The sequence below is a fragment of the Fictibacillus solisalsi genome (assembly GCF_900103485.1).
Lineage (GTDB): Bacteria > Bacillota > Bacilli > Bacillales > Fictibacillaceae > Fictibacillus_C > Fictibacillus_C solisalsi.
This window is the reverse complement of record NZ_FNHW01000001.1, coordinates 2044471-2066520: the sequence shown is the minus strand read 5'-3', so window position 1 is coordinate 2066520 and position 22050 is coordinate 2044471. Positions and strand designations below refer to the sequence as shown.

Sequence of the window (22050 nt, the reverse complement as noted above, 5' to 3'; positions counted from 1 at the left end):
TCAGCAGTATGGAGGTCAGCAGTATGGAGGCCAGCAGTCCGGAGGGCAGCAGATGGGCCAGGGAATGCCAGGCCAGCAGTCCGGAGGGCAGCAGATGGGTCAGGGAATGCCAGGTCAGCAATTTGGAAGCCAGCAAATGGGCAGTGGCCAGCAGATGGGCCAGGGAATGATGCCGGGCCAGCAGTACGGGGGCCAGCAATATGGCATGAGCCCACAAATGAGCCAGGGAATGATGCCAGGCCAGCAGTATGGCGGCCAATATGAAACCGGTCGTCCTGACATGTACGGAGAAGATCCTCAAGACCACAGTTTTGAATCCTATTATGGAGACATGACCGATCACGAGTCATTCGGGGACTACGTACCAGAACACGGGGAAGGATTGCAGGAAATGCCGAATCCATACTCAGAAGCGGATTACCGTGATGGCTCTATAGACAGCCAGGATCAAGATGAAGAATAAAGATTACAGAAACGGTTTCAAACGAAAGCGTCTATTCTTGAACAGTCTAACGGTAAAAGGACTCGATGTTATCAGTCACTATTTCGTGAAAGACAATGTTTGCATTGTTGAAACCAAAGCCGGAGCTTATGTGCTAAAAGGGTTTTCCCGAAAAGATGAGTGCATGGAGCAGTTAAAACTTTCCCAATGGTATTCTCAATACGATCATCCCATGATGGGGGTTTATACCACGTATCCAACCGGTAAAAACGTTCATTACTTTGATCACATGTATTGGGGGATTATGCCGTTTTATAAAGGTGATGAACTCGACCTGAACGATGAAAAAGATGTCAGGGACGGAATACATGCCATCCGAAAATTTCATGCACAAAGCATCTATTCATCCGACAGCTATCTTTCACTTCTTTCAAGTTATTCACTTGTTGAAAAGTGGACGAAGCGATTTAATTCTTTTAGGCGAAATAGTAAAAAACATTCTATTTCTGCCGAGATGGATGAAGCCTTTCAAGAGATGATTGCCTGGGGGAAATGGTCATTAAGCCATTTAAACCGAAAAGAACTCGAAAGAATGGAACAGGAGGCCCGGGAAAAAGGGGAAGTTTGCCATGGTGATGTGGCTCCTCACAATTTTATGCGCAGAAGTGAAGATGACGTTATCTTAATTGATTATGACTTATTCTCCGTGGTTCCGCACGATTATGACATTCTTCAGTATGTGAACAGGGTCATGCCGTATTGGGACTGGGCGCCTTCCATTTTACAAAAGTGTGAGGATCCAGAGCTTGTGTCCTTGCTTAAAAAGAAATGGTTTCTAACCGCATTGGTTTTTCCTACGGATTTATACAGAGAATGGAACCGGGCGTTTGAAGCGGGGAAGGAACAAATCAAAGAGATGACCATTTTTACAGAAGATGATCTTTCTTACCGGCGAAAGTTCATTAAGCTTATTCAGGAAGTAATCTCCAAAAAATCGTAATGCCAAAAATTATATGTCTTACCTGTATGTAACAGAGTAAAAAAAGCCTCCGATAGCCATTCTAGTGGTGAAAGGAGGTTTTTTGCATTGAAACCAATACTAAGTGGACTAACGGTTCTTACATTGGCAGCAGGACTTGTGGGGTGTAACACCAATAAAGGTGCACTTGACCGCAATGATAACGACGTGCGGCCGATCGGTTATTATAACAAGCAGGGTGACCGCGATGGGATGGACCGCAGCAAAGGCCCTGTAACCGATATGATGGATAACAACCGTACCGACAATAATGCTCCAAGGAATGTAGGTTACGATCAAAACTATGATGGTGCGCTTGCCGAAAAGATTCGGGACCGTGTCAACCGTATGAACAATGTAGACGATGCTCACGTTATTTTGAATGATAACAACGTCATTGTCGGAATAGATACCAGTGAAAACAATAAAAAAACTGTGGATCACAGGGTTTATAGAGAAGTAAAGAAACTGGTTCCCAATCGGGATGTTCGTGTAACAACGGATGACAACCTCGTCAATCGAATCACCAATGTCGATAATGATCTTCAAAACGGCAAGACCACGCGCGAAGTCAGCTCCGACGTTAAAGGCATTATGTCCGACATCGGAAAAGCTGGCACCGACTTAGGAAATGCAGTTAAACGTCCTTTCGAAAATAACCGCCGCTAGAGAACAGATTTTTCTGTTCTCTTTTTTTGTGGCTGTTAAAACGTTACTTTTGAAGAAATGTTCACACCTCTCTTTGGTGTTATTATCCCCGTTTTGACGGACTCTGTGATACAATACGGAGAGGAAACGTATGGTCGCTTTATACAGCGGCACAGCGCTTGTGTTGTTTAGAAGGAGAGAACGTGATTGATTGAACACATAAACGGAAAAATTGTACATGTTTCAGCCGAATACACCGTGCTTGAAGTGAGTGGCATCGGGTACCAGATTCTCTGTCCCAATCCATTTATATACAGGGTGGGGCAGATAGAAACCATATACACGTTCCAATATGTTAGGGAAGATGTGCTTGCTTTGTACGGTTTTAAAGCGCGCAAGGAACGTGATCTGTTTCTGAAACTGCTGAACGTGTCAGGAATCGGTCCCAAAGGGGCCCTTGCCATTATGGCTTTTGGCCAGCCTGAACAAGTCATCCGTGCCATTGAGGCGGAAGATGAAACGTTCCTGGTTAAATTCCCCGGTGTAGGGAAAAAAACCGCACGACAGATGATCTTGGACTTGAAAGGGAAACTGTCGGTTTTTACGGACGAGCCGGCTGAAGGATTATTTGCGACTCCTGCACCTGACCATTCCGATCAGCTGGATGAAGCGGTGGAAGCATTAACCGCATTGGGATATGCCAAAAAGGAGATCAACAAAGTACTGCCTTCTCTTAAAAAGGAAGATCTGACTACAGATCAATACATTAGGAAAGCGCTGCAAAAGCTAGTGAATCATTAGGGGCGTGATCGCTTTGGACGATAGAATTGTATCTGGAGAAAGCTCGAAGGATGATTTTTTTGAACTGAGTTTACGTCCGGAATACCTGCATCAATACATAGGTCAGGGAAAAGTAAAAGAAAATTTGAATATCTTTATCCAGGCCGCCAAAATGAGAAATGAAGCACTCGACCATGTGCTTTTGTACGGTCCTCCGGGGCTAGGTAAAACGACCCTCGCCTCTATCATCGCGAGGGAAATGAATGTCAATTTCCGGTCCACGAGCGGTCCGGCAATTGAACGGCCGGGTGACCTTGCTGCCATTCTTACTGCGCTGGAGCCGGGAGATGTTTTATTCATTGATGAAATTCACCGTCTATCAAGGGCCATTGAAGAGGTGCTGTATTCGGCAATGGAAGACTTTTGTTTGGATATTGTCATCGGGAAGGCAGAGACAGCCCGGTCAGTCCGTTTGGAGCTGCCTCCCTTTACACTTGTAGGAGCTACTACCCGTGCAGGATCGCTGTCATCACCGCTCAGGGACAGGTTTGGCGTTTTGGCGCGGCTTGAATTTTATACGGTTGATGAATTAACAGAAATTGTAACCCGAACAAGCGGTGTTTTTAATATGAAGATTGATCGGCAGTCTGCGTCAGAGATTGCCCGGCGGTCAAGAGGAACACCGAGAATAGCCAACCGGCTGTTCAAGCGTGTCCGTGATTTTGCCCAGGTGGACGGGACAGACACCATTACTTTGAGCCTTGCCGATAAATCGCTGGAGATGCTTCAGGTTGACCGTTTAGGATTGGACCATATTGACCATAAATTATTACAAGGGATCATCCATAAATATAAAGGCGGTCCTGTCGGTCTAGAAACCATATCTGCTACGATCGGGGAAGAATCGCATACGATTGAAGATGTGTATGAGCCCTATTTGCTGCAAATCGGTTTTATTCAGCGTACGCCAAGAGGGAGAGTAGCCACGGCTCTTGCGTATGAGCATTTTAATTTGGAGGTGCCGCATCCTTAATGGGAATTTCCCGGTTGTTGATAATTATGGGAATCGTATTGATAGTGATTGGCAGCCTATGGACATTTGTCGGCAAACTGCCCGGCGATCTTGTATTTAAAAAAGGAAACACAACGTTTTATTTTCCGATTGTCACATCAATCATTGCCAGTATTGTTCTGTCTTTGATCATGTATGTGATCGGTCGTTTTAAATAAGGAGGTCCAATGACCTTCAAGTAAGATAAACAGGAGAAGAAAATGGATATTAATATGTTTGACTTTGACCTTCCGGACGAGCTGATTGCCCAAACCCCCTTAAAGGACCGTACAGCATCCAGGCTGATGGTGCTTGATCCGGCAACCGGGAAGGTAGAACACAATACATTTAAAAATATTATCGATTACTTAAACCCGGGCGACTGCCTGGTGTTAAACGACACGAGAGTTCTTCCGGCACGGCTTTTGGGTGAAAAGGAAGATACGAAAGCAAAAATTGAAATTCTGCTGTTGAAAGAAACAGGAGATGACACGTGGGAAACACTTGTAAAGCCAGCCAAACGTGTAAAACAGGGAACGACCGTTGTCTTTGGGAATGGCCTGCTGAAAGCCGTATGCACCGGGGAGACAGACCAGGGCGGCCGAACCTTTAAGTTTGAATACGAGGGTATTTTTTACGAAATTCTTGATGCTTTGGGTGAAATGCCTCTTCCTCCTTACATTAAAGAACAGCTGGAAGAGCGGGATCGTTATCAGACGGTTTATGCCAAACACCAGGGTTCTGCTGCAGCTCCAACTGCTGGATTGCATTTTACCGAATCCCTTCTTGAAGATATTAAGAAAAAAGGCGTTCATGTCACTTTTATTACGCTGCATGTGGGGCTGGGGACATTCCGTCCGGTATCGGCAGAAAATATAGAAGAGCATGACATGCATGCCGAATTTTATCAGATCACAAAAGGTACTGCTGAACTGCTGAACCAAGTGAAAAAGAACGGCGGACGGATTGTATCCGTTGGCACAACATCCACCCGGACACTTGAAACCGTTGCAGGTAAACACGGTGGATTTTGTGAGGATTCCGGCTGGACTGATATCTTTATTTATCCCGGTTATACGTTTAAAGCAATTGACGGAATGATTACGAATTTTCATTTGCCAAAGTCAACGCTGATCATGCTGATCAGTGCGCTTGCCGGCCGTGAACATGTCCTGGAAGCTTACAAGGAAGCCGTAAACGAACGATATCGATTTTTCAGCTTTGGGGATGCCATGCTGATTCTAGAAGGAGAGAACTAACATGACAGCAGCCGTCCGGTATGAATTAATCAAAACCTGCAAACAATCGGGAGCGAGGCTCGGTAAAGTCCATACGCCACATGGTGTGTTTGAAACACCGGTATTTATGCCGGTGGGGACATTGGCCACTGTAAAAACAATGAGCCCGGAAGAGTTGAAAGACCTTGGGGCCAACATTATTTTGAGTAATACGTATCATCTGTGGCTTCGCCCAGGTCATGAAATTGTTCGAGAAGCAGGTGGTCTTCATAAATTTATGAACTGGGACCGTTCGATTTTGACCGATTCAGGCGGGTTCCAGGTCTTCAGTTTAAGTGATTTAAGAAAAATTACGGAAGAAGGCGTTCATTTCAGAAACCATTTGAACGGTGAAAAGCTGTTCTTAAGTCCGGAAGGTGCAATGGAGATTCAAAATGCTCTAGGTTCGGATATTATGATGGCATTTGATGAATGTCCACCATATCCGGCAGAGTATGAGTATATGAAGTCGTCCGTTGAACGGACAAGCCGCTGGGCCGAAAGGTGTCTGAATGCCCATGAAAGGCCGCATGACCAGGGATTGTTCGGAATTGTACAGGGTGGTGAATATGAAGATTTACGCCGCCAAAGTGCAGAAGACCTGGTATCCCTTGACTTTCCGGGGTATGCTGTCGGGGGACTTTCCGTGGGTGAACCGAAGGACGTCATGAACCGGGTGTTGGAATTCACCACACCTTACTTGCCAGATAACAAACCAAGATACCTGATGGGTGTAGGTTCGCCTGACTCCCTTATTGATGGTGCCATCCGTGGAATTGACATGTTTGATTGTGTACTGCCAACACGTATCGCGAGGAACGGTACATTGATGACCAGTGAAGGAAGGCTAGTTGTCCGAAATGCAAAGTATGCCAAAGACTTCAGACCGCTTGATGAAAATTGCGATTGCTACACATGCCGAAATTACTCGCGTGCGTACATCCGCCACCTGGTTAAAAGCAATGAAACGTTTGGTTTCCGCCTTACGAGTTACCATAACCTTTATTTTTTGGTAAACTTAATGGAGCAGGTCAAGCAAGCGATCCGGGAAGACAGGCTGCTTGACTTCCGTGAAGAATTTTTTGAACAATATGGCTTTAACAAACCGGATGCGAAAAACTTTTAAGTTTTAACTAATTGAAAGGGGTGAAATAAATGGGTAGCTTAGGTTCTTTATTACCAATCTTGCTAATGTTTGTCATCTTCTACTTTTTGTTGATCAGACCTCAGCAAAAAAGGCAAAAGGCAGTGCGAACAATGCAATCTGGTCTGAAAAAAGGGGATCATGTTGTCACGATCGGCGGTCTTCACGGCACGATTGAAGTGCTGGAAGAAAACACAGTTGTCATCAAGTCCAAAGATGGTTCCGCATTGACGTTTGATCGCAATGCGATCCGTGAATCAAGAGAAGTATAATAAAAAGCAGAAGCGCCACCGCGTTTCTGCTTTTATTACGATTTGAACATTATTTATGACTGCTGATATTGACACCCATGATGGCTCCCAGCATACAAAGCAGCAAAAAGATACCGTGATACAGGTATTGTGTGGATGTGAACGTGGTTTGATAACCCAGATACTGAACCAAAAAAACGAATAAGGAAAAAAGAAGGGCGGTGCCTATACCGAGCATCATGCCTTTTTCCTTGCCTTTCTTTCCCGATAGAAACCCACCGATAAACAGGGATAAAAAAGAAAGACCGGTGGTTACCCATTTCAAAGACACCTCAGTTAGTGACGTGAAGCGCAAAAGAAGAGAAAGGATCAGACTGCTTATAATAATGGCAACCAATATGGCGGCAACTCCTTTTATCATGGCCGATAACATATGCCTTGCATTCACCTGGATTCGTCCCCCTTTACATACAAGCCTTCCTTATAACCATATTCACTGTCCCAAAAAACAGAACCGGAAAAAAGACCATTATTTAATTCAATTACCAAAACCTACGCCTCATGTTCGCTCCCTGCCATGGTCAAACTAAGGTTGACTTAAACAGAAGGGAGGGACTGCAATGGAATATTATACAATCGTGTTAAGGACTATTTTCGTCTACTTTATTTTAATTGGTGTGTTCCGCCTGATGGGAAAACGTGAAATTGGAAAATTGTCAGTTCTCGATTTTGTCGTGTCCATCATGATCGCCGAGCTCGCCGTTATTTCGATCGAAGACCCCAAAGTACCGATGCTTAAACATTTGATCGGAATCGTGGTACTGCTTCTTATACAAATTTTCCTTGCGTTCCTTTCTTTGAAGAGCAAAAAAGTGAGAGAAATAGTGGACGGCAAGCCTTCAATCATAATTGAGAACGGACACATAAACGAATCTGAAATGAAAAAGCAAAGGTATAATTTTGATGATTTGCTTACCCAATTGAGAGAAAACAATGTAAAAAACGTGACAGATGTGGAATTCGGAATACTTGAATCAACGGGGAAATTATCAGTGATTACAAAAGAGGTCAGGGATTCAGACATTCCTTACAGTGGCCTTCCTTTGGTATTTCCCGTGATTCTGGATGGGAAAATTCAAGAAGAACACTTAAAAAAATTGGATAAAACCTCACTCTGGCTTCGTCAGGAATTACGGAAAATGGGGTTTAGGGACACAAAGAAAATTACGCTTTGCACAATCAATAAAAACGGAACATTATATGTGGACCAAAAAGACGAGTAAGCAGCTTCCCATTTGGGAAGCTGCTTTTATACCCACCGCTTAATAATGGGCAGCTGCTTGAGATCGTCTCTTTTTATGAGCCGGAAGAAAAACAGGGTTGTGAGGTAGAGAATTCCGGTAAGTAACAAACAGAAACAGATGCCAGGCACTTTTGAAAACTGTGGAAAGACATACGTATAAATAAAGTGGGAACCAAAACCTGTGATGAGGATAGACATTAAACCAAAGATAAAATCCTTTGCTTTTATAGAATAGCTGATGGTTTTTGCGACGCTTGCAAAATGAAGGAGCGTAACGACAACGATACCCAGCACAATAGCCAGTGCCACTCCCATAATCCCGAATTCTGGCCGGGTAGCAAGCGCAAAGATAGCGGCAAGCTTGACGACAGAGCCAATCAGGCTGTTCATCATCGCAGCTCTGGCCAAATTCATGGCTTGCAGCACAGCCTGCAAGGGACCTTGAAAGTATAGAAAGAAAAACAGTGGGGTCATCACCTTCAAATAGCTGGCCGATGCCGGCGAATCATACATAAGATCCATAATAGGAACAGCATACACATACATCACCACAGCGGCTATGCCTCCGGAAAGCATGGAAAGTCGCAACGCCTGGTTCAGCCGATGCTCAATTAGGCCATACTTCTTATTGGCGTTGGCTTCGCTGATAGCAGGAACGAGTGACACGGATAACGAGAACGTGATAAATGTTGGCAAGAATAACAAGGGGATAACATAACCAGCCAGTTCTCCATACTGCCTGGTGGCTGCAATCGCACTGACACCGGCGATGGCGAGACTTTGTGCAACCACAATGGGTTCAAAAAAGTAAGAAACGGACCCGATCAGCTGGCTTCCGGTTGTAGGAAGAGCAATTCCGAGCAATTCTTTAAGTGTATCGTGCCCGCTTTTCAACTGTTTGAAAAAGCCTTTTCGGACTTTCATGTTTTTTTTCATCTTAAACATGGAGAACATATAGAGGAGAGAAGCCAATTCTCCGATGATTACGGAGATCATGGCTCCTGCCGCCGCAAACTCAACACCATACCGTAGAAAAAAGCTGGTTAAAAGTGCAACAAGAGTAATCCGCACAATCTGTTCAATCACCTGTGAATAGGCAGAAGGGCGCATGTTTTGCAATCCTTGAAAATAGCCTCTCAGTACAGAAGATACGGCAATGATCGGAACCACGGGTGCAATTGCAATTAATGGATAAAAGGTTCTTTTGTCTGTAAAGAAATAGTGAGATAATATAGGAGCGGCTGCTATCATGGCCGTCGTAAAGATAATGCTTAATATTCCTGTGATCGCTAGGGAGACGATCAGTACCTTTTTTATTTTCTTACGATCTCCTTTTGCATCCGCTTCGGCAACCAGTTTGGATATCGCAACCGGAAGGCCCATACGTGTTAATGTAATGGCAAGCAGCATGGTCGGTACTGCCATCATATACAGGCCTACGCCTTCCTGGCCCATTACACGGGCCACTACAATGCGATTGATAAAACCAAGGATCCTTGTGATCAGTCCCGCTAGTATGAGAAGGAGAGTTCCCTGGATAAGTGTTTGTTTTGACATTTTTGGACCCTACTTTCTTCAGAAATGAAATCGACCGTCTGGCATCTGTGTAACCCATTTATATGGAGAAAAGGGACAAAGCATGACAAGTAGTTTTATTCAAAAAAAAGAGAAAAACGAGGTGAAAAAACGGTGAATTCCACGTCGTTTGAAGAATTAAAAGATCAAGTAGAACCCGCGTTAAAAAGCAAAACCGAAGAGTTTCATTTTCTGGGCTATGAGAGTGTCACATGCGAGGAGATCTGGAATTGCATCATACAAAAAGCGCAAAAGAAAAAAGTAGAAATGAGGCTTCACGTTATTGTAGGTTTGATTCTAAATTTATCGTTGACCGATTTTATGAATTGGCTGACGATGGAAGCCTATAAAAGGGATGTAGAATAAGAGGCCATTTCACAAGGATGGTTGCTTTTTTCTGTCCGGCAGTTTTTCAGGCAAAACAGGGATTGTGTAAGTTTTTACAAAGTTGACCTTATGAAATTGACAGAAAAAAACAACAGTCGATATAATGATGAAGATTGCACTTTTCTATACATATTTCATTATCGTGCTTAAAAGTGTGTCGGCAGCATGAAGGAGGAAAGAAGGAATGGTGAAAAAGAGCAAGATTCTTACGTTTTTTATAATCTTCGCCGTCATTGCAGGTCTGATTGGCATGACAACAAAGGGGATTGTAAATAACATTAAGCTCGGCCTGGATTTACAAGGGGGATTTGAAGTTCTTTATGATGTAAAACCAGCCAAAGAGGGGCAAAAGATTACAAATGATGTTTTAAAAAGTGCGGTACAGGCACTCGACCGGCGTGTAAACGTACTTGGTGTTTCAGAGCCAAACATCACGATTGAAGGGAAAAACAGAATTCGGGTTCAGCTTGCAGGTATCAAGGACCAGAATAGAGCAAGAAAGCTTCTTTCCACTCAAGCGCAATTAACGTTCCGTGATGTTAATGACAAGATTTTGCTTGATGGCTCGGACTTAAAAGGCGGCGGGTCAAAAGTTACCTTTAACCAGCAGAATCAGCCGATTGTACAACTGACGTTGAAAGATCCGAATAAATTTGGAAAAGTCACCAGAAAAGTCATGAACATGGGTCCTGGTCAAAATCAGCTCGTGATCTGGCTGGATTATCAGAAAGGTGATTCCTATAAAGAAGAGGCAACAAAGAAAAATCCTAAATTTATCTCTGCACCAGCTGTTAATAGCGAACTTGATCAAAAAACAGTCGTGATTGAAGGCAGGTTCACCCAAGAAGAAGCTCAAAACCTGTCCGAGATTCTAAATGCAGGGGCGCTTCCTGTAAAATTGCATGAGAACTACTCTAATTCTGTGGGTGCCAAATTTGGTAAGCAAGCATTGGATGAAACGGTAACTGCAGGGATTATCGGTATCGCGCTCGTCTTTCTTTTCATGGCGTTTTATTACCGTTTTCCGGGCCTTATTGCCATCGTGACACTGAGCTTCTATATTTATTTGAACCTTCTCATTTTTGATTGGATGGATGCAGTTCTGACTCTTCCTGGTATTGCTGCCTTTATCCTCGGAGTAGGTATGGCTGTAGATGCAAATATTATTACTGCCGAAAGGATCAAGGAAGAAATCCGATCCGGAAAGTCTATTGCTTCTGCCTTTAAGGCGGGTTCGAAGCGCTCCTTTGCGCCTATTTTTGATGCGAATTTAACCTCCATCATTACGGCATCCGTTTTATTTGCGTACGGAACAAGCTCCGTAAAAGGATTTGCTCTCGTATTGATCGTGAGTGTTGTAACGAGCTTCTTTACGAACGTATACGTATCCCGGATTTTGATGGGCCTCTGGATAAATAGCAAATTCCTGAACAAAAAACCGGGTTACTTCGGAGTGAAAGAGAGTGATATACATGAGCTTTAGAAACCCGAACTTTCATTTTGATGTTGTAAAACAACGAAAAAAATTCTTTATCTTCTCCTCTCTTTTAACCGTCATTGGGATCATATGTCTTTTAACGGTAGGTTTGAAGCTGAGCATCGATTTTGAAAGCGGAACGAAAATTGAATTCAGTGGCAAACAATTAAATGCAGCTGAGATTACAAAAGACTTTGAAGATCTGGGGCTTAATCCTGATGGCCAGCCTGTCATTTCCGGGAAAACGGGTAACCGGGCGACCGTATCATTTGTAGGTATGCTTTCCCGTCAACAGGTGGCAAAAGTCAATACAACTATTCAAGATAAATACGGTGACCAGCCGAATATTAATACGGTATCGCCTACGGTTGGCCGTGAGCTTGCACGCAATGCACTCATTTCTGTATTAATTGCTTCCATTGGAATTATTATCTATATCAGCCTCCGATTTGAATGGCTGATGTCGTTAGCTGCCATTATTGGCTTGCTGCATAATGCGTTCCTGATTGTTGCTGTGTTCAGCATACTTCGTCTTGAAGTCGACCTTACGTTTATAGCTGCGGTTTTAACTATTGTTGGTTATTCTGTACATGATACAATCATTACGTTTGACCGGATCCGTGAGAATATGAAGTTTACGAAGGTGAAAAATGTAGAGACCCTTTACAAGGTGATCAACGATAGCATTATGCAGACGCTGACTCGTTCCATCAACACGGTATTTGCCGTAGTTCTTACGGTCGTCGCCCTGCTGATCTTCGGAAACCAGTCCATTATGAACTTCTCGATCGCCTTGTTGATCGGTCTGATCTTCGGAACCTATGCATCCATTTGTATCGCTTCTCAGCTTTGGTTTGTTTTCAAATCAAGACAACTGAAAAAACAGAAATTCAATTCTGCCAATAATCAGGCGTAGGAATGGATTGTCACCTCGTAACCCATTTTGTATAATGAATAGGTTATGAGGTGATTTTTTATGTTGAAAGCACGAACGAGGTGGAAGGTTCAAACTCTGAATGAAGTTAAAGTGCAAGAACTCGCCTCTTCCTTAAAGATCCCCAAGTTGGTAGCCAATCTTCTGGTTGCAAGGGGAATGGAAACGAAAACAAGTGCGGAACAATTTTTATTCGCCGGGACCGATTCTTTCTACGATCCTTATTTAATGGATGGAATGAGAAAAACGGTTGACCGGATTCAACAGGCTGTTGCCGTGCAAGAGAAGATTCTTGTATTTGGTGATTATGATGCAGATGGTGTCAGCAGCACATCTGTAATGGTATATACATTAAAGGCTTTGGGAGCCGATTTTGAATTTTACATACCGAACCGTTTTACAGAAGGATACGGACCGAATGAGCCTGCCCTAAGATGGGCGAGGGAGGAAGGCTTTACCCTTGTTATTACAGTAGATACAGGTATTTCAGCTGTTCATGAAGCCCAGGTGGCTAAAGAGATTGGTCTTGATTTTATCGTAACGGACCATCATGAACCGCCTCCTGTTCTTCCTGATGCATACAGTATTGTTAACCCTAAAAAGCCGGGCTGTCCATACCCGTTTAAAGGTCTGGCAGGCGTCGGCGTGGCATTTAAGGTTTCCCATGCACTGCTTGGAGAAGCACCCCTGCATCTTCTCGACATCGCCTGTATTGGCACGATTGCCGATCTGGTGCCTTTAGTGGACGAGAACCGGATTATTGCCAGGGAAGGCATAAAAGCATTGGAGAAGACCACAAAAAAAGGTTTGAGGGCGCTTCTTGAAGTGTCGGGATTAAAGGATACAGTTTTAAACGCTGAACATGTAGGTTTCGCGATCGGGCCGAGGGTAAATGCAGCCGGCCGGCTGGATTCCGCTGTTCCTGCTGTTGAGCTTTTTACAACAGAGGACGAAGAAGCGGCAAAGATGCTCGCATCAGAAATCGATCAATTAAATAAAACCCGCCAGTTGATCGTTTCCGAAATTACGAAAGAAGCTGTTGAGGAAGTGGAACAGAACTATCCTCCGGAAGATAATGCGGTTCTTGTCATTGCCAAAGAAGGCTGGAACCCGGGAGTCATCGGCATCGTGGCTTCACGGTTAGTGGAGAAATTTTATCGTCCGACGATCGTGTTAAGCATTGATTCGGAAAAAGGCCTTGCCAAAGGATCAGCAAGGAGCATCGAGGGCTTTGATATGTTCGAGAATCTGTCACTGAGCCGGGATATCCTTCCTCACTTTGGAGGGCATCCAATGGCGGCTGGTATGACGCTTGCAGCAAGTGATTTGGACGAGCTGAGAAGCCGGCTGAACCGTCAGGGCAGGGAACAGCTGACAGAAGAAGATTTTAAACCGGTGACGGCCATTGATCTTGAATGTTCCCTGGACGAAGTCTCCATCGAAACGATCGAGCAGATGAACAAGCTTGCACCGTTTGGGGTCAATAATCCGACACCGCGGGTCATAATTCCCGATGTGAACATCAGTGAAATCAAAAAGATCGGCAGCCAGTCCAACCACTTGAAAATACAATTTTCAGACGGGAAGCATAAGCTTGATGCCATCGGTTTTCACAAAGGTGAATTAATGGACGAGCTGAGTTATCATTCTCCGGTATCAGCTGTCGGGGAACTGTCGATCAATGAGTGGAACGGTTACCGAAAGCCACAGCTGATGCTCAGTGATCTTGCTGTGAAGGAATGGCAGCTGTTTGATCTTAGAGGAATAAGAGATGCACAAAAAAAGCTGTTCTCACTTCCTGAAAGCAAAGTGATTATCATTGCATTTGAAGAAGAGACGAAGAAACAACCGGCGTTTTCGGAACTTCGCGAGAGGATTTATCTTTATCCCCAGCAAAAAGAACAAATGAATTTTGCCGGTAAATATGTTGTTTTTCTTGATGTGCCAAAAACTAGAGAAGAATTCTTTTATCTTCTTGAAAGCAATCCGGAGCCGGAACGAACCTACGTTATTTTTCATCAGGAAAATGACCAGTTTTTTTCATCTGTTCCGACGAGAGAGCAGTTCCGCTGGTTTTATGCCTTTTTAACTAAAAGGAAGTCATTTGATACAGCGCGTCACGGGGAAGAGCTGGCCAGGCTCAAAGGATGGTCAAAAGAAGCTGTGCCTTTTATGTCAAAAGTGTTTTTTGAGCTGGACTTTGTTACAATAGAAAATGGTGTTATTACGATCAATGATCGGCCTGAGAAAAAAGACTTGAAGCTTTCAACTACATATAGGAATAAATTGGAGCAGGCAGCAATTGAAAACCAGCTCGTCTATTCTTCCTATCAGGAATTGAAAAACTGCTTCCATCAGTCAAGGAAAACCCATCAGGCATAGATACAGGAGGAAAAAAGAAAATGGACTACAAAAAATATATATCCGTGGTGGAAGACTTTCCGCTTGAAGGAATTCGATTCAAAGATATTACAACCCTGATGCAGGATGGCGAAGTGTTTGCCAAAGCAGTGGATGATATCGCAGAATATGCAAAGGATCGAAATATCGATGTTATTGTGGGTCCTGAAGCAAGGGGCTTTATTGTTGGCTGCCCGGTTGCTTATAAATTAGGGCTTGGCTTTGTGCCGGTTCGAAAAGATGGAAAATTGCCCCGTGAAGTGGTAAAAGTAAGTTATGGACTTGAATATGGCAAGGATGTGCTCACCATACACAAAGATGCCATTAAGCCGGGCCAAAGAGTATTGATTACGGACGACCTTCTGGCAACAGGTGGCACAATTGGTGCGACTATTGAATTGGTAGAGCAGCTCGGCGGGGTTGTTGCCGGCATTGCATTCATGATCGAACTTACGTATTTGGATGGCCGCGAAAAGCTATCTGGCTATGATATCTTTACGTTAACGCAATATTAAGATAGAAAGGGTGCTCTCTGTAATGGAGTACTCTTTCTTTTTCATATAGAATTGTAAATAAAGGAAATTCGACATTTTTCGTTTTTTACTTTACAGCTTCACATTTTTTCAAGATAATAGAAGCACTATACAATTTTGACGTTAGGTGATTTTCATGACGATAGAAGAAGTATTAAAAAATGCAGAAAGCTATCTTTCCCAGGAAGATATTGAATTCTTGAGAAAAGCTTATGAATACGCAAAGGATGCACATGAAGGCCAATTCCGCAAATCGGGAGAGCCGTATATTCAGCATCCTGTTGAAGTGGCTGGTATTCTGGTCGATCTTCAGATGGACCCGGTTACAGTGGCTGCGGGTTTTCTTCATGATGTAGTGGAAGATACGCCCATTACACTAAAGGATATCAGCGACCGGTTTAATGAAGAAGTAGCCATGCTTGTTGATGGGGTCACCAAGCTGAAGAAAATTAAGTTTAAGTCAAAAGAAGAGCAGCAAGCCGAAAATCACCGAAAAATGTTCGTAGCAATGGCCCAGGATATTCGCTGTATTTTGATTAAACTGGCAGACCGCCTTCACAATATGCGCACATTGAAGCATATGCCAAAAGAGAAACAGATTCAAAAAGCAAATGAAACCCTTGAAATTTTTGCGCCCCTGGCGCACAGGCTGGGTATCTCTACCATTAAGTGGGAGCTTGAAGATGTTTCATTGCGGTATCTCAATCCGCAGCAGTACTACAGGATTGTAAACCTGATGAAACAAAAGAGAGCCGAACGGGAGCAATATGTTGAAGAAGTGATGGGTGAGATCAACAGCCGTTTGTCAGAGGTGCAGATCAAAGCTGACATTTCAGGACGGCCAAAGCACATCTACAGTATTTACAGAAAAATGGTGAAGCAGAACAAACAGTTTAATGAAATTTATGATCTGCTTGCTGTCAGAGTGATTGTACACAACATCAAAGACTGCTATGCAGCTTTGGGCATCATCCATACGGCATGGAAGCCCATGCCCGGGCGTTTCAAAGATTATATAGCGATGCCAAAGGCCAATATGTATCAATCTCTTCATACGACGGTTATCGGGCCAAAAGGCGATCCGCTTGAAGTGCAAATCCGTACAAGTGAAATGCATCGTGTGGCAGAATACGGGATTGCCGCTCACTGGGCATACAAGGAAGGCTCCAAGAAAGCCCCGGTTAACACGTTTGAAAATAAGTTAACCTGGTTCCGCGAAATATTGGAGTGGCAAAATGATGTGGCAGATGCGGAAGAGTTCATGGAATCGCTGAAAGTGGACTTGTTCTCGGATATGGTGTTTGTATTTACTCCAAAAGGCGATGTAATTGAGCTTCCTGCAGGCTCCGTGCCGCTGGACTTTGCCTACCGTATTCACACAGAGATTGGAAACCGGTGCATTGGTGCGAAGGTGAACGGAAAAATGGTGACGCTCGATTACAAGCTGAAGACCGGCGATATTATCGAAATCATGACGAGTAAGCATTCCTATGGACCAAGTCAGGACTGGCTCAAGATTACGCAAAGCTCACATGCGAAAAATAAGATCCGGCAGTTTTTCAAACGGGAACGCAGGGAAGAGAACGTCGCCAAAGGCAAGGAATTGATTGAGAAGGAAGTTATCGGCCGCGGATTTGACCTTAAAGATGTTTTTACACCGGAAAACATTCAAACGGTTATCAGAAAGTACAATTTTTCGAACGAAGAAGATATGTATGCCGCCGTCGGTTATAACGGCATAACGGGAGCCCAAATTGCAACTAGACTGACTGATAAGCTGCGCCGGAAAAAGGATCAGGAGCAGGAAAACAAGCAGCTTCTTGATGTGATTTCAGAATCAAAAAGTCTGCCCGTGCCCAAAAAAACCGACTCGGGCATTGTTGTCAAAGGCATTGACAACCTTCTGATCCGTCTTTCCAAATGCTGCAATCCTGTTCCGGGGGACGATATCGTAGGCTATATTACAAAAGGCCGGGGTGTTTCCGTACACCGCAAGGATTGTGTGAATGTAACGACCGGGGATGCCCAGGTCAGACTGCTGCCAGTAGAATGGGAAGGCAGCATCGAAAAACCGAAAAGCTATAATGTGGATATTGAAATCAACGGGTTTGACCGCCGGGGTCTGCTGAATGAGGTTCTTCATGCTGTAGGAGAAACAAAAACCAATATTACTGCAGTTTCCGGAAGATCCGACCGAAACAAGATGGCGACGATCAGTATGTCCATTTCCATACAGAATGTGAACCATCTGCAAAAGGTAGTCGAACGGATCAAGCGGATTCCTGATATATACGCGGTACGCCGTGTCATGCAATAAAGAAACAAAGGAGAGCGACATGCGATTAGTTTTACAGCGGGTAACAGAGGCCTCTGTTACCGTAGACGAGAAAGTCGTGGGCCAAATTGGCCATGGCTTGTTGCTCCTTGTCGGGGTAACGCATGAAGACACAGAAAAGGACGCAGAGTTTCTTGCTGAAAAAGCGGCCAACCTCCGGATATTTGAAGATGAACAGCAAAAAATGAATCTCTCATTGCTCGATGTCGGGGGCTCTATTTTATCCGTTTCGCAATTTACCTTGTATGGTGACTGCAAAAAGGGAAGGCGGCCTAACTTTATGAATGCTGCCAAACTTGACCAGGCCAGCACCCTGTATGAGACGTTTAACGGAATGCTCAGGGAAAAAGGAATTACGGTGGAAACCGGCATTTTTGGGGCAATGATGGACGTGGCATTCACCAACAGCGGCCCTGTCACCTTGATCCTGGACAGCCGGGAATAAAACTTTTAAAACCTTCACCTTTTGGAAAAGCTAAAAAAAAAGGTGAAAGGAAGATTTGGATGCGCAACGGAGAAAAAGGAGAACATGTGCATGCCCCTGTGAATCAGCTGATGGGCATTGACTTTCATGATTTTATCCAAAAAGAAGCTTCATCAAGCAATTTGGAGCTGGCCGAGGAATTTGGAGTCCCGCTCCGCAGCGTGGTCAGTTTGCGCAAGAAGATGAGCCGATAGCCGTTTTCGAAAAAATTTGGCGAAAAACATTGACAATGATCTTCAGGATGCGTAAGATAAATAACAATTCAATGAAATAACCAGTGACGGAGAAAAGTAGCTAAACCTCCACATGGCCAGAGAGGAAGTGCCACAGGTTGAGAGCACTTCTGCATGATGATTTAGTGAAAGACACTCCTGAGGTTTCAATTCGAACGGAAAATGAACCATACCCCAGTAGAGTTGGACGCATGCAGGCGTTACTTGCATTTGAGCGGAAGCGTATGCTTCAACCAGGGTGGCACCGCGGGTATGTAACTCCCGTCCCTATTATTATTGCGATAATAATAGGGACGGGAGTTTTTTTATTTTTCTAACCAAATGAAAATGAATGATAACTGATACAAGGAGGATGGGTGATGGGATATCAAATTCCAAGAGGAACACAGGATATTTTACCGGGAACCGTTGAAAAATGGCAGTATGTAGAGAAAAAAGCACGAGAGATTTGCAGCAGGTACAACTATAAGGAGATTCGGACACCAATTTTTGAACATACCGAACTCTTTTTGAGAAGTGTCGGGGACACCACTGATATTGTCCAAAAGGAGATGTATACCTTTACGGACAGAGGGGAACGAAGCCTTACGCTTCGGCCGGAGGGAACGGCAAGCACAGTGAGATCCTATGTCGAAAACAAACTGTTTGGTCTCCCTCAGCAGCCGACCAAGCTGTATTATATCGGTCCGATGTTTCGATACGAAAGGCCGCAGGCAGGAAGATACCGTCAGTTCGTCCAGTTCGGCATTGAAGCCATGGGAAGTGATGATCCATCAATCGATGCAGAAGTAATGGCGCTCGCCATGGACGTTTATAAAGAGCTTGGGTTAAAACGCCTGCGTCTAGTTCTGAACACACTGGGAGATAAAGAGAGCAGGAAAGCGCATAGAGATGCGCTCGTGGCTCATTTTGAACCACGTATCGACGAGTTTTGCCACGATTGCCAAAACCGTCTGCAAACCAACCCGCTCAGGATCTTGGATTGCAAGAAGGACCGTGATCACGATTTGATGAAAACGGCTCCTTCCATCCATGATTATCTGAATGATGAATCAAGAAATTACTTTGAAACGGTAAAGTCAACTCTGACAGCGATGGGTATTGACTATGTGATTGATCCGACACTTGTTCGGGGGTTGGATTATTACAATCATACCGCTTTTGAAATTATGAGTGATGCAGAAGGCTTTGGTGCCATTACAACCTTAAGCGGCGGCGGCCGATACAACGGATTGGCTGAGGAAATTGGCGGACCGGCTACACCGGGAATCGGATTTGCGATGAGCCTTGAACGCTTGCTTCTGGCCCTTGATGCAGAAGGGGTAAAACTTCCAATTGAAGATTCACTCGACTGCTATCTGGTTGTGATGGGTGAATCGGCAAAAGAGAAAGCACCATCCATCCTTTATCAATTGCGTAAGGCAGGCTTGAAAGCAGACAAAGATTACATGGATAAAAAAATGAAAGCTCAGTTTAAAGCGGCAGACCGCACAAATGCCAAGATTGTTGCCGTGCTGGGTGACGACGAACTGGCCAATGGAGTCATCTCCGTGAAAGAGATGGAATCCGGTAATCAAACCGAAGTTAAGCTTGAAGAAGTGACACAATATATTTTGAACCAAATTTGAGGAGGAGTTTCAGCATGGCAGAAAGAACGCATCAATGCGGAATATTGAATGAACAGCATGTCGGAGAGGAAGTCATTCTTAACGGCTGGGTGCAGAAGAGGAGAGATCTTGGAGGGTTGATTTTCATTGATCTTCGCGACCGTTCAGGTCAAGTACAGGTAGTCTTCAGCCCGGAGGTGTCCCAGGAAGCGCTCGACATTGCTGAAAAAGTAAGAAGCGAATTTGTGTTGAGTGTAAAGGGGACCATTGTTTCCCGATCAGAAGGAACCGTGAACGAGAATGTACCAACCGGCAAAATCGAAGTTTTAGGACGAGAAATTCAAATCATTAACAGTGCCAAAACGCCACCATTTTCCATTTCAGAGGACAATGACATCAATGAAGACGTTCGCCTGAAATACCGCTATCTTGATTTAAGACGGCCGGCCATGCAGGAAACCATGAAACTACGCTATCGCATAACAAAAACGATTCGCGATTTTCTTGATGCACAGGAGTTTATGGAAATTGAAACACCGATGCTGACAAAGAGCACCCCTGAGGGAGCACGTGACTATCTTGTGCCAAGCCGTGTACATCCGGGTCACTTTTATGCTCTTCCACAGTCACCCCAGCTGTTTAAACAGCTTTTGATGGTTGCTGGTTTTGAACGTTACTTCCAGGTTGTGCGCTGTTTCCGTGATGAAGATTTGCGGGCAGACCGCCAGCCTGAATTCACTCAGATTGACATTGAAACATCCTTCCTCGGTCAGGAGAAACTTATGGCTATGATGGAAGAACTGATGGTACAGCTTGCTCAGGAAGTCCGAAGCTATTCTGTTCAAACGCCGCTTCCTCGTTTAACTTATGCGGAAGCGATGGACCGCTATGGGTCAGACAAACCTGACACTCGTTTTGGAATGGAACTGCTTAACGTTTCAGAGCTCGTAAAAACAAGCGGTTTTAAAGTTTTCGCTTCAACAGTGGAAGGCGGCGGAGAAGTCAAGGCACTGAATGTAAAGGGGCAAGCAGCAAACTATTCCCGCAAGGATATTGATATTCTCACCGATTTCGTCAAGCGGTATGGAGCCAAAGGACTTGCGTGGCTGAAGCTGGAGGAAAACGAACTGAAAGGCCCGATCGCCAAGTTCTTTAATGAAGAAGAACAGAAGGGATTGATTCAGGCTCTTGAAGGAGAAGCCGGGGACTTGTTCCTGTTTGTGGCAGACAGCAAGCAAGTAGTGGCTGATTCTCTTGGAGCACTCCGCTTAAAACTCGGTAAGGAGTTGAACCTGATAGATGAAAGCCAGTTGAATTTCCTTTGGGTTGTAGACTTCCCACTAGTTGAATTTGACCAAGATGCAGATCGCTATGTCGCGCTTCACCATCCATTTACGATGCCAAAAGAAGAAGATCTTGATCTCCTTGAAAGCAATCCTGGTGAGGTTCGTGCGAAGGCCTATGACCTAGTGCTGAACGGTTATGAGCTTGGCGGAGGATCACAGCGTATCTATCAAAGAAAGATTCAGGAGAAAATGTTCAAAACCCTCGGATTTACAGAAGAGGCTGCAAAAGAAGAGTTTGGCTTCCTAATGGACGCTTTCGAATACGGAACACCTCCGCATGGAGGAATCGCACTTGGATTGGATCGTCTCGTTATGATTCTGGCAGGCAGGAACAACCTTCGTGACACTATTGCGTTCCCGAAAACAGCAAGTGCCAGCGACCTTTTGACCAATGCTCCATCCACCGTCAGCGATAAGCAATTGAATGAACTTCACCTGGCTGTAAAACTTGGTGAAGAAGCTGGACAAAAGGCATAGGAAAGAAGTCGTAACTATTAGAAAATTTAAATAATGAGGGCGTATTCTCTTGTCTTAGCCCACTCGATGTGATATGATTTATTCCAATAAGAGTCCTGATGTGTTCGTTAATACCGAATGTTTTGAGCCAACACTTTTTAATCGGGAGCTGGTGTTTTGACAAAGCGTGCATGCCTCCTTGCAGGGGACGCATTAATTGCCGAACAGGGCACCCACCTGCGAGAGCAGGTTCAAAACTTAGGAAATGACGGCACAGTTGGGACTCTCACCAGCATTATTTTAAAATGAATGTAAATAACAGCCCGGACGAATGTCCGGGTTTTTTTGCTGTTTTTTGGTTTTGCTTAC

The 22050-nt window shown here is 44.4% G+C and carries 20 protein-coding genes, 1 other RNA gene, 1 pseudogene and 1 other annotated feature; of the genes and pseudogenes, 20 read left to right on the top strand and 2 right to left on the bottom strand.

The genetic code is table 11. The annotated features are described in order from the left end of the window. From BLT53_RS10650 to yajC, 9 genes are all read left to right on the top strand, one after another. Window positions 1-463 (top strand): hypothetical protein (locus tag BLT53_RS10650; RefSeq protein WP_211516908.1); only part of this gene is annotated, 463 nt, incomplete at its 5' end. After that, on the top strand, window positions 453-1442 hold the full coding sequence (locus BLT53_RS10645) for a phosphotransferase (RefSeq protein WP_090234703.1): 990 nt from the start codon (window positions 453-455) through the stop codon (window positions 1440-1442). The genes BLT53_RS10650 and BLT53_RS10645, both read left to right, overlap by 11 nt. An 87-nt stretch (window positions 1443-1529) precedes the next feature. Next, entirely contained in the window at window positions 1530-2129 is a 600-nt protein-coding gene (locus BLT53_RS10640) for a YhcN/YlaJ family sporulation lipoprotein (RefSeq protein ID WP_090234701.1), read from the top strand. A 186-nt stretch (window positions 2130-2315) separates the two neighbouring features. Then, window positions 2316-2909 carry a Holliday junction branch migration protein RuvA gene (ruvA, locus tag BLT53_RS10635; RefSeq protein ID WP_090234699.1) on the top strand — a complete coding sequence of 198 codons (594 nt, stop codon included), beginning with the start codon at window positions 2316-2318 and terminating at the stop codon, window positions 2907-2909. Between the two features lie 13 nt (window positions 2910-2922). Further along, the gene (ruvB, locus tag BLT53_RS10630; RefSeq protein ID WP_139168391.1) at window positions 2923-3921 is read left to right on the top strand and encodes a Holliday junction branch migration DNA helicase RuvB; all 999 of its coding nucleotides are present in this window, start codon (window positions 2923-2925) and stop codon (window positions 3919-3921) included. Beyond that, window positions 3921-4118: a DUF2905 domain-containing protein gene (locus BLT53_RS10625; protein ID WP_170834309.1), complete on the top strand. Its 198-nt coding sequence runs from the start codon at window positions 3921-3923 to the stop codon at window positions 4116-4118. The genes ruvB and BLT53_RS10625 overlap by 1 nt, the downstream gene beginning before the upstream one ends. Before the next feature lie 42 nt (window positions 4119-4160). Then, window positions 4161-5198, top strand: a complete 1038-nt coding sequence (gene queA / locus BLT53_RS10620; protein WP_090234694.1) for a tRNA preQ1(34) S-adenosylmethionine ribosyltransferase-isomerase QueA — start codon at window positions 4161-4163, stop codon at window positions 5196-5198. 1 nt (window position 5199) lies between these two features. Continuing rightward, entirely contained in the window at window positions 5200-6342 is a 1143-nt protein-coding gene (tgt, locus tag BLT53_RS10615) for a tRNA guanosine(34) transglycosylase Tgt (protein WP_090234691.1), read from the top strand. A gap of 29 nt (window positions 6343-6371) precedes the next feature. Further along, the gene (yajC, locus tag BLT53_RS10610; RefSeq protein ID WP_090234688.1) at window positions 6372-6632 is read left to right on the top strand and encodes a preprotein translocase subunit YajC; all 261 of its coding nucleotides are present in this window, start codon (window positions 6372-6374) and stop codon (window positions 6630-6632) included. A 49-nt stretch (window positions 6633-6681) separates the two neighbouring features. On the opposite strand, the gene BLT53_RS10605 is transcribed toward yajC, so the two are convergent. Continuing rightward, on the bottom strand, window positions 6682-7059 hold the full coding sequence (locus BLT53_RS10605) for a TIGR04086 family membrane protein (RefSeq protein WP_342027851.1): 378 nt from the start codon (window positions 7057-7059) through the stop codon (window positions 6682-6684). A 172-nt stretch (window positions 7060-7231) separates the two neighbouring features. Between BLT53_RS10605 and BLT53_RS10600 the strand changes: the two genes are divergently transcribed. Further along, the gene (locus BLT53_RS10600) at window positions 7232-7894 is read left to right on the top strand and encodes a DUF421 domain-containing protein (protein WP_090234686.1); all 663 of its coding nucleotides are present in this window, start codon (window positions 7232-7234) and stop codon (window positions 7892-7894) included. A gap of 26 nt (window positions 7895-7920) precedes the next feature. On the opposite strand, the gene spoVB is transcribed toward BLT53_RS10600, so the two are convergent. Then, a complete protein-coding gene (gene spoVB, locus BLT53_RS10595) occupies window positions 7921-9471 on the bottom strand; it encodes a stage V sporulation protein B (RefSeq protein WP_090234684.1) in 1551 nt (516 codons plus the stop codon). Window positions 9472-9603: 132 nt separating this feature from the next. On the opposite strand from spoVB, the gene BLT53_RS10590 reads away from it, so the two are divergent. The 10 genes and pseudogenes from BLT53_RS10590 (at window position 9604) to ssrS (ending at window position 21969) form a co-directional block, all read left to right on the top strand. Then, the gene (locus tag BLT53_RS10590) at window positions 9604-9855 is read left to right on the top strand and encodes a post-transcriptional regulator (protein WP_090234682.1); all 252 of its coding nucleotides are present in this window, start codon (window positions 9604-9606) and stop codon (window positions 9853-9855) included. 205 nt (window positions 9856-10060) lie between these two features. Continuing rightward, window positions 10061-12269, top strand: a pseudogene (gene secDF / locus BLT53_RS10585) (protein translocase subunit SecDF). A gap of 60 nt (window positions 12270-12329) precedes the next feature. Next, window positions 12330-14669 carry a single-stranded-DNA-specific exonuclease RecJ gene (gene recJ, locus BLT53_RS10580; protein WP_090234681.1) on the top strand — a complete coding sequence of 780 codons (2340 nt, stop codon included), beginning with the start codon at window positions 12330-12332 and terminating at the stop codon, window positions 14667-14669. Window positions 14670-14689: 20 nt separating this feature from the next. Beyond that, a complete protein-coding gene (locus tag BLT53_RS10575; RefSeq protein ID WP_090234679.1) occupies window positions 14690-15202 on the top strand; it encodes an adenine phosphoribosyltransferase in 513 nt (170 codons plus the stop codon). Between the two features lie 154 nt (window positions 15203-15356). Then, window positions 15357-17537 (top strand): RelA/SpoT family protein, encoded by a 2181-nt coding sequence (locus BLT53_RS10570; protein WP_090234677.1) that lies wholly within the window; start codon window positions 15357-15359, stop codon window positions 17535-17537. A 19-nt stretch (window positions 17538-17556) separates the two neighbouring features. Continuing rightward, window positions 17557-18000: a D-aminoacyl-tRNA deacylase gene (dtd, locus tag BLT53_RS10565; RefSeq protein WP_090234675.1), complete on the top strand. Its 444-nt coding sequence runs from the start codon at window positions 17557-17559 to the stop codon at window positions 17998-18000. 59 nt (window positions 18001-18059) lie between these two features. Further along, window positions 18060-18233, top strand: coding sequence for an RNA polymerase subunit sigma-70 (locus tag BLT53_RS10560; RefSeq protein ID WP_090234672.1), 174 nt, complete (start codon window positions 18060-18062; stop codon window positions 18231-18233). 74 nt (window positions 18234-18307) lie between these two features. After that, window positions 18308-18544 (top strand) — a binding site (T-box leader). A gap of 87 nt (window positions 18545-18631) precedes the next feature. Continuing rightward, window positions 18632-19900 carry a histidine--tRNA ligase gene (hisS, locus tag BLT53_RS10550; RefSeq protein WP_090234668.1) on the top strand — a complete coding sequence of 423 codons (1269 nt, stop codon included), beginning with the start codon at window positions 18632-18634 and terminating at the stop codon, window positions 19898-19900. Window positions 19901-19914: 14 nt separating this feature from the next. Next, a complete protein-coding gene (gene aspS / locus BLT53_RS10545) occupies window positions 19915-21702 on the top strand; it encodes an aspartate--tRNA ligase (RefSeq protein WP_090234667.1) in 1788 nt (595 codons plus the stop codon). Window positions 21703-21791: 89 nt separating this feature from the next. Continuing rightward, window positions 21792-21969, top strand: a non-coding RNA gene (ssrS, locus tag BLT53_RS10540) — 6S RNA. The last annotated feature ends 81 nt before the right edge of the window (window positions 21970-22050 follow it).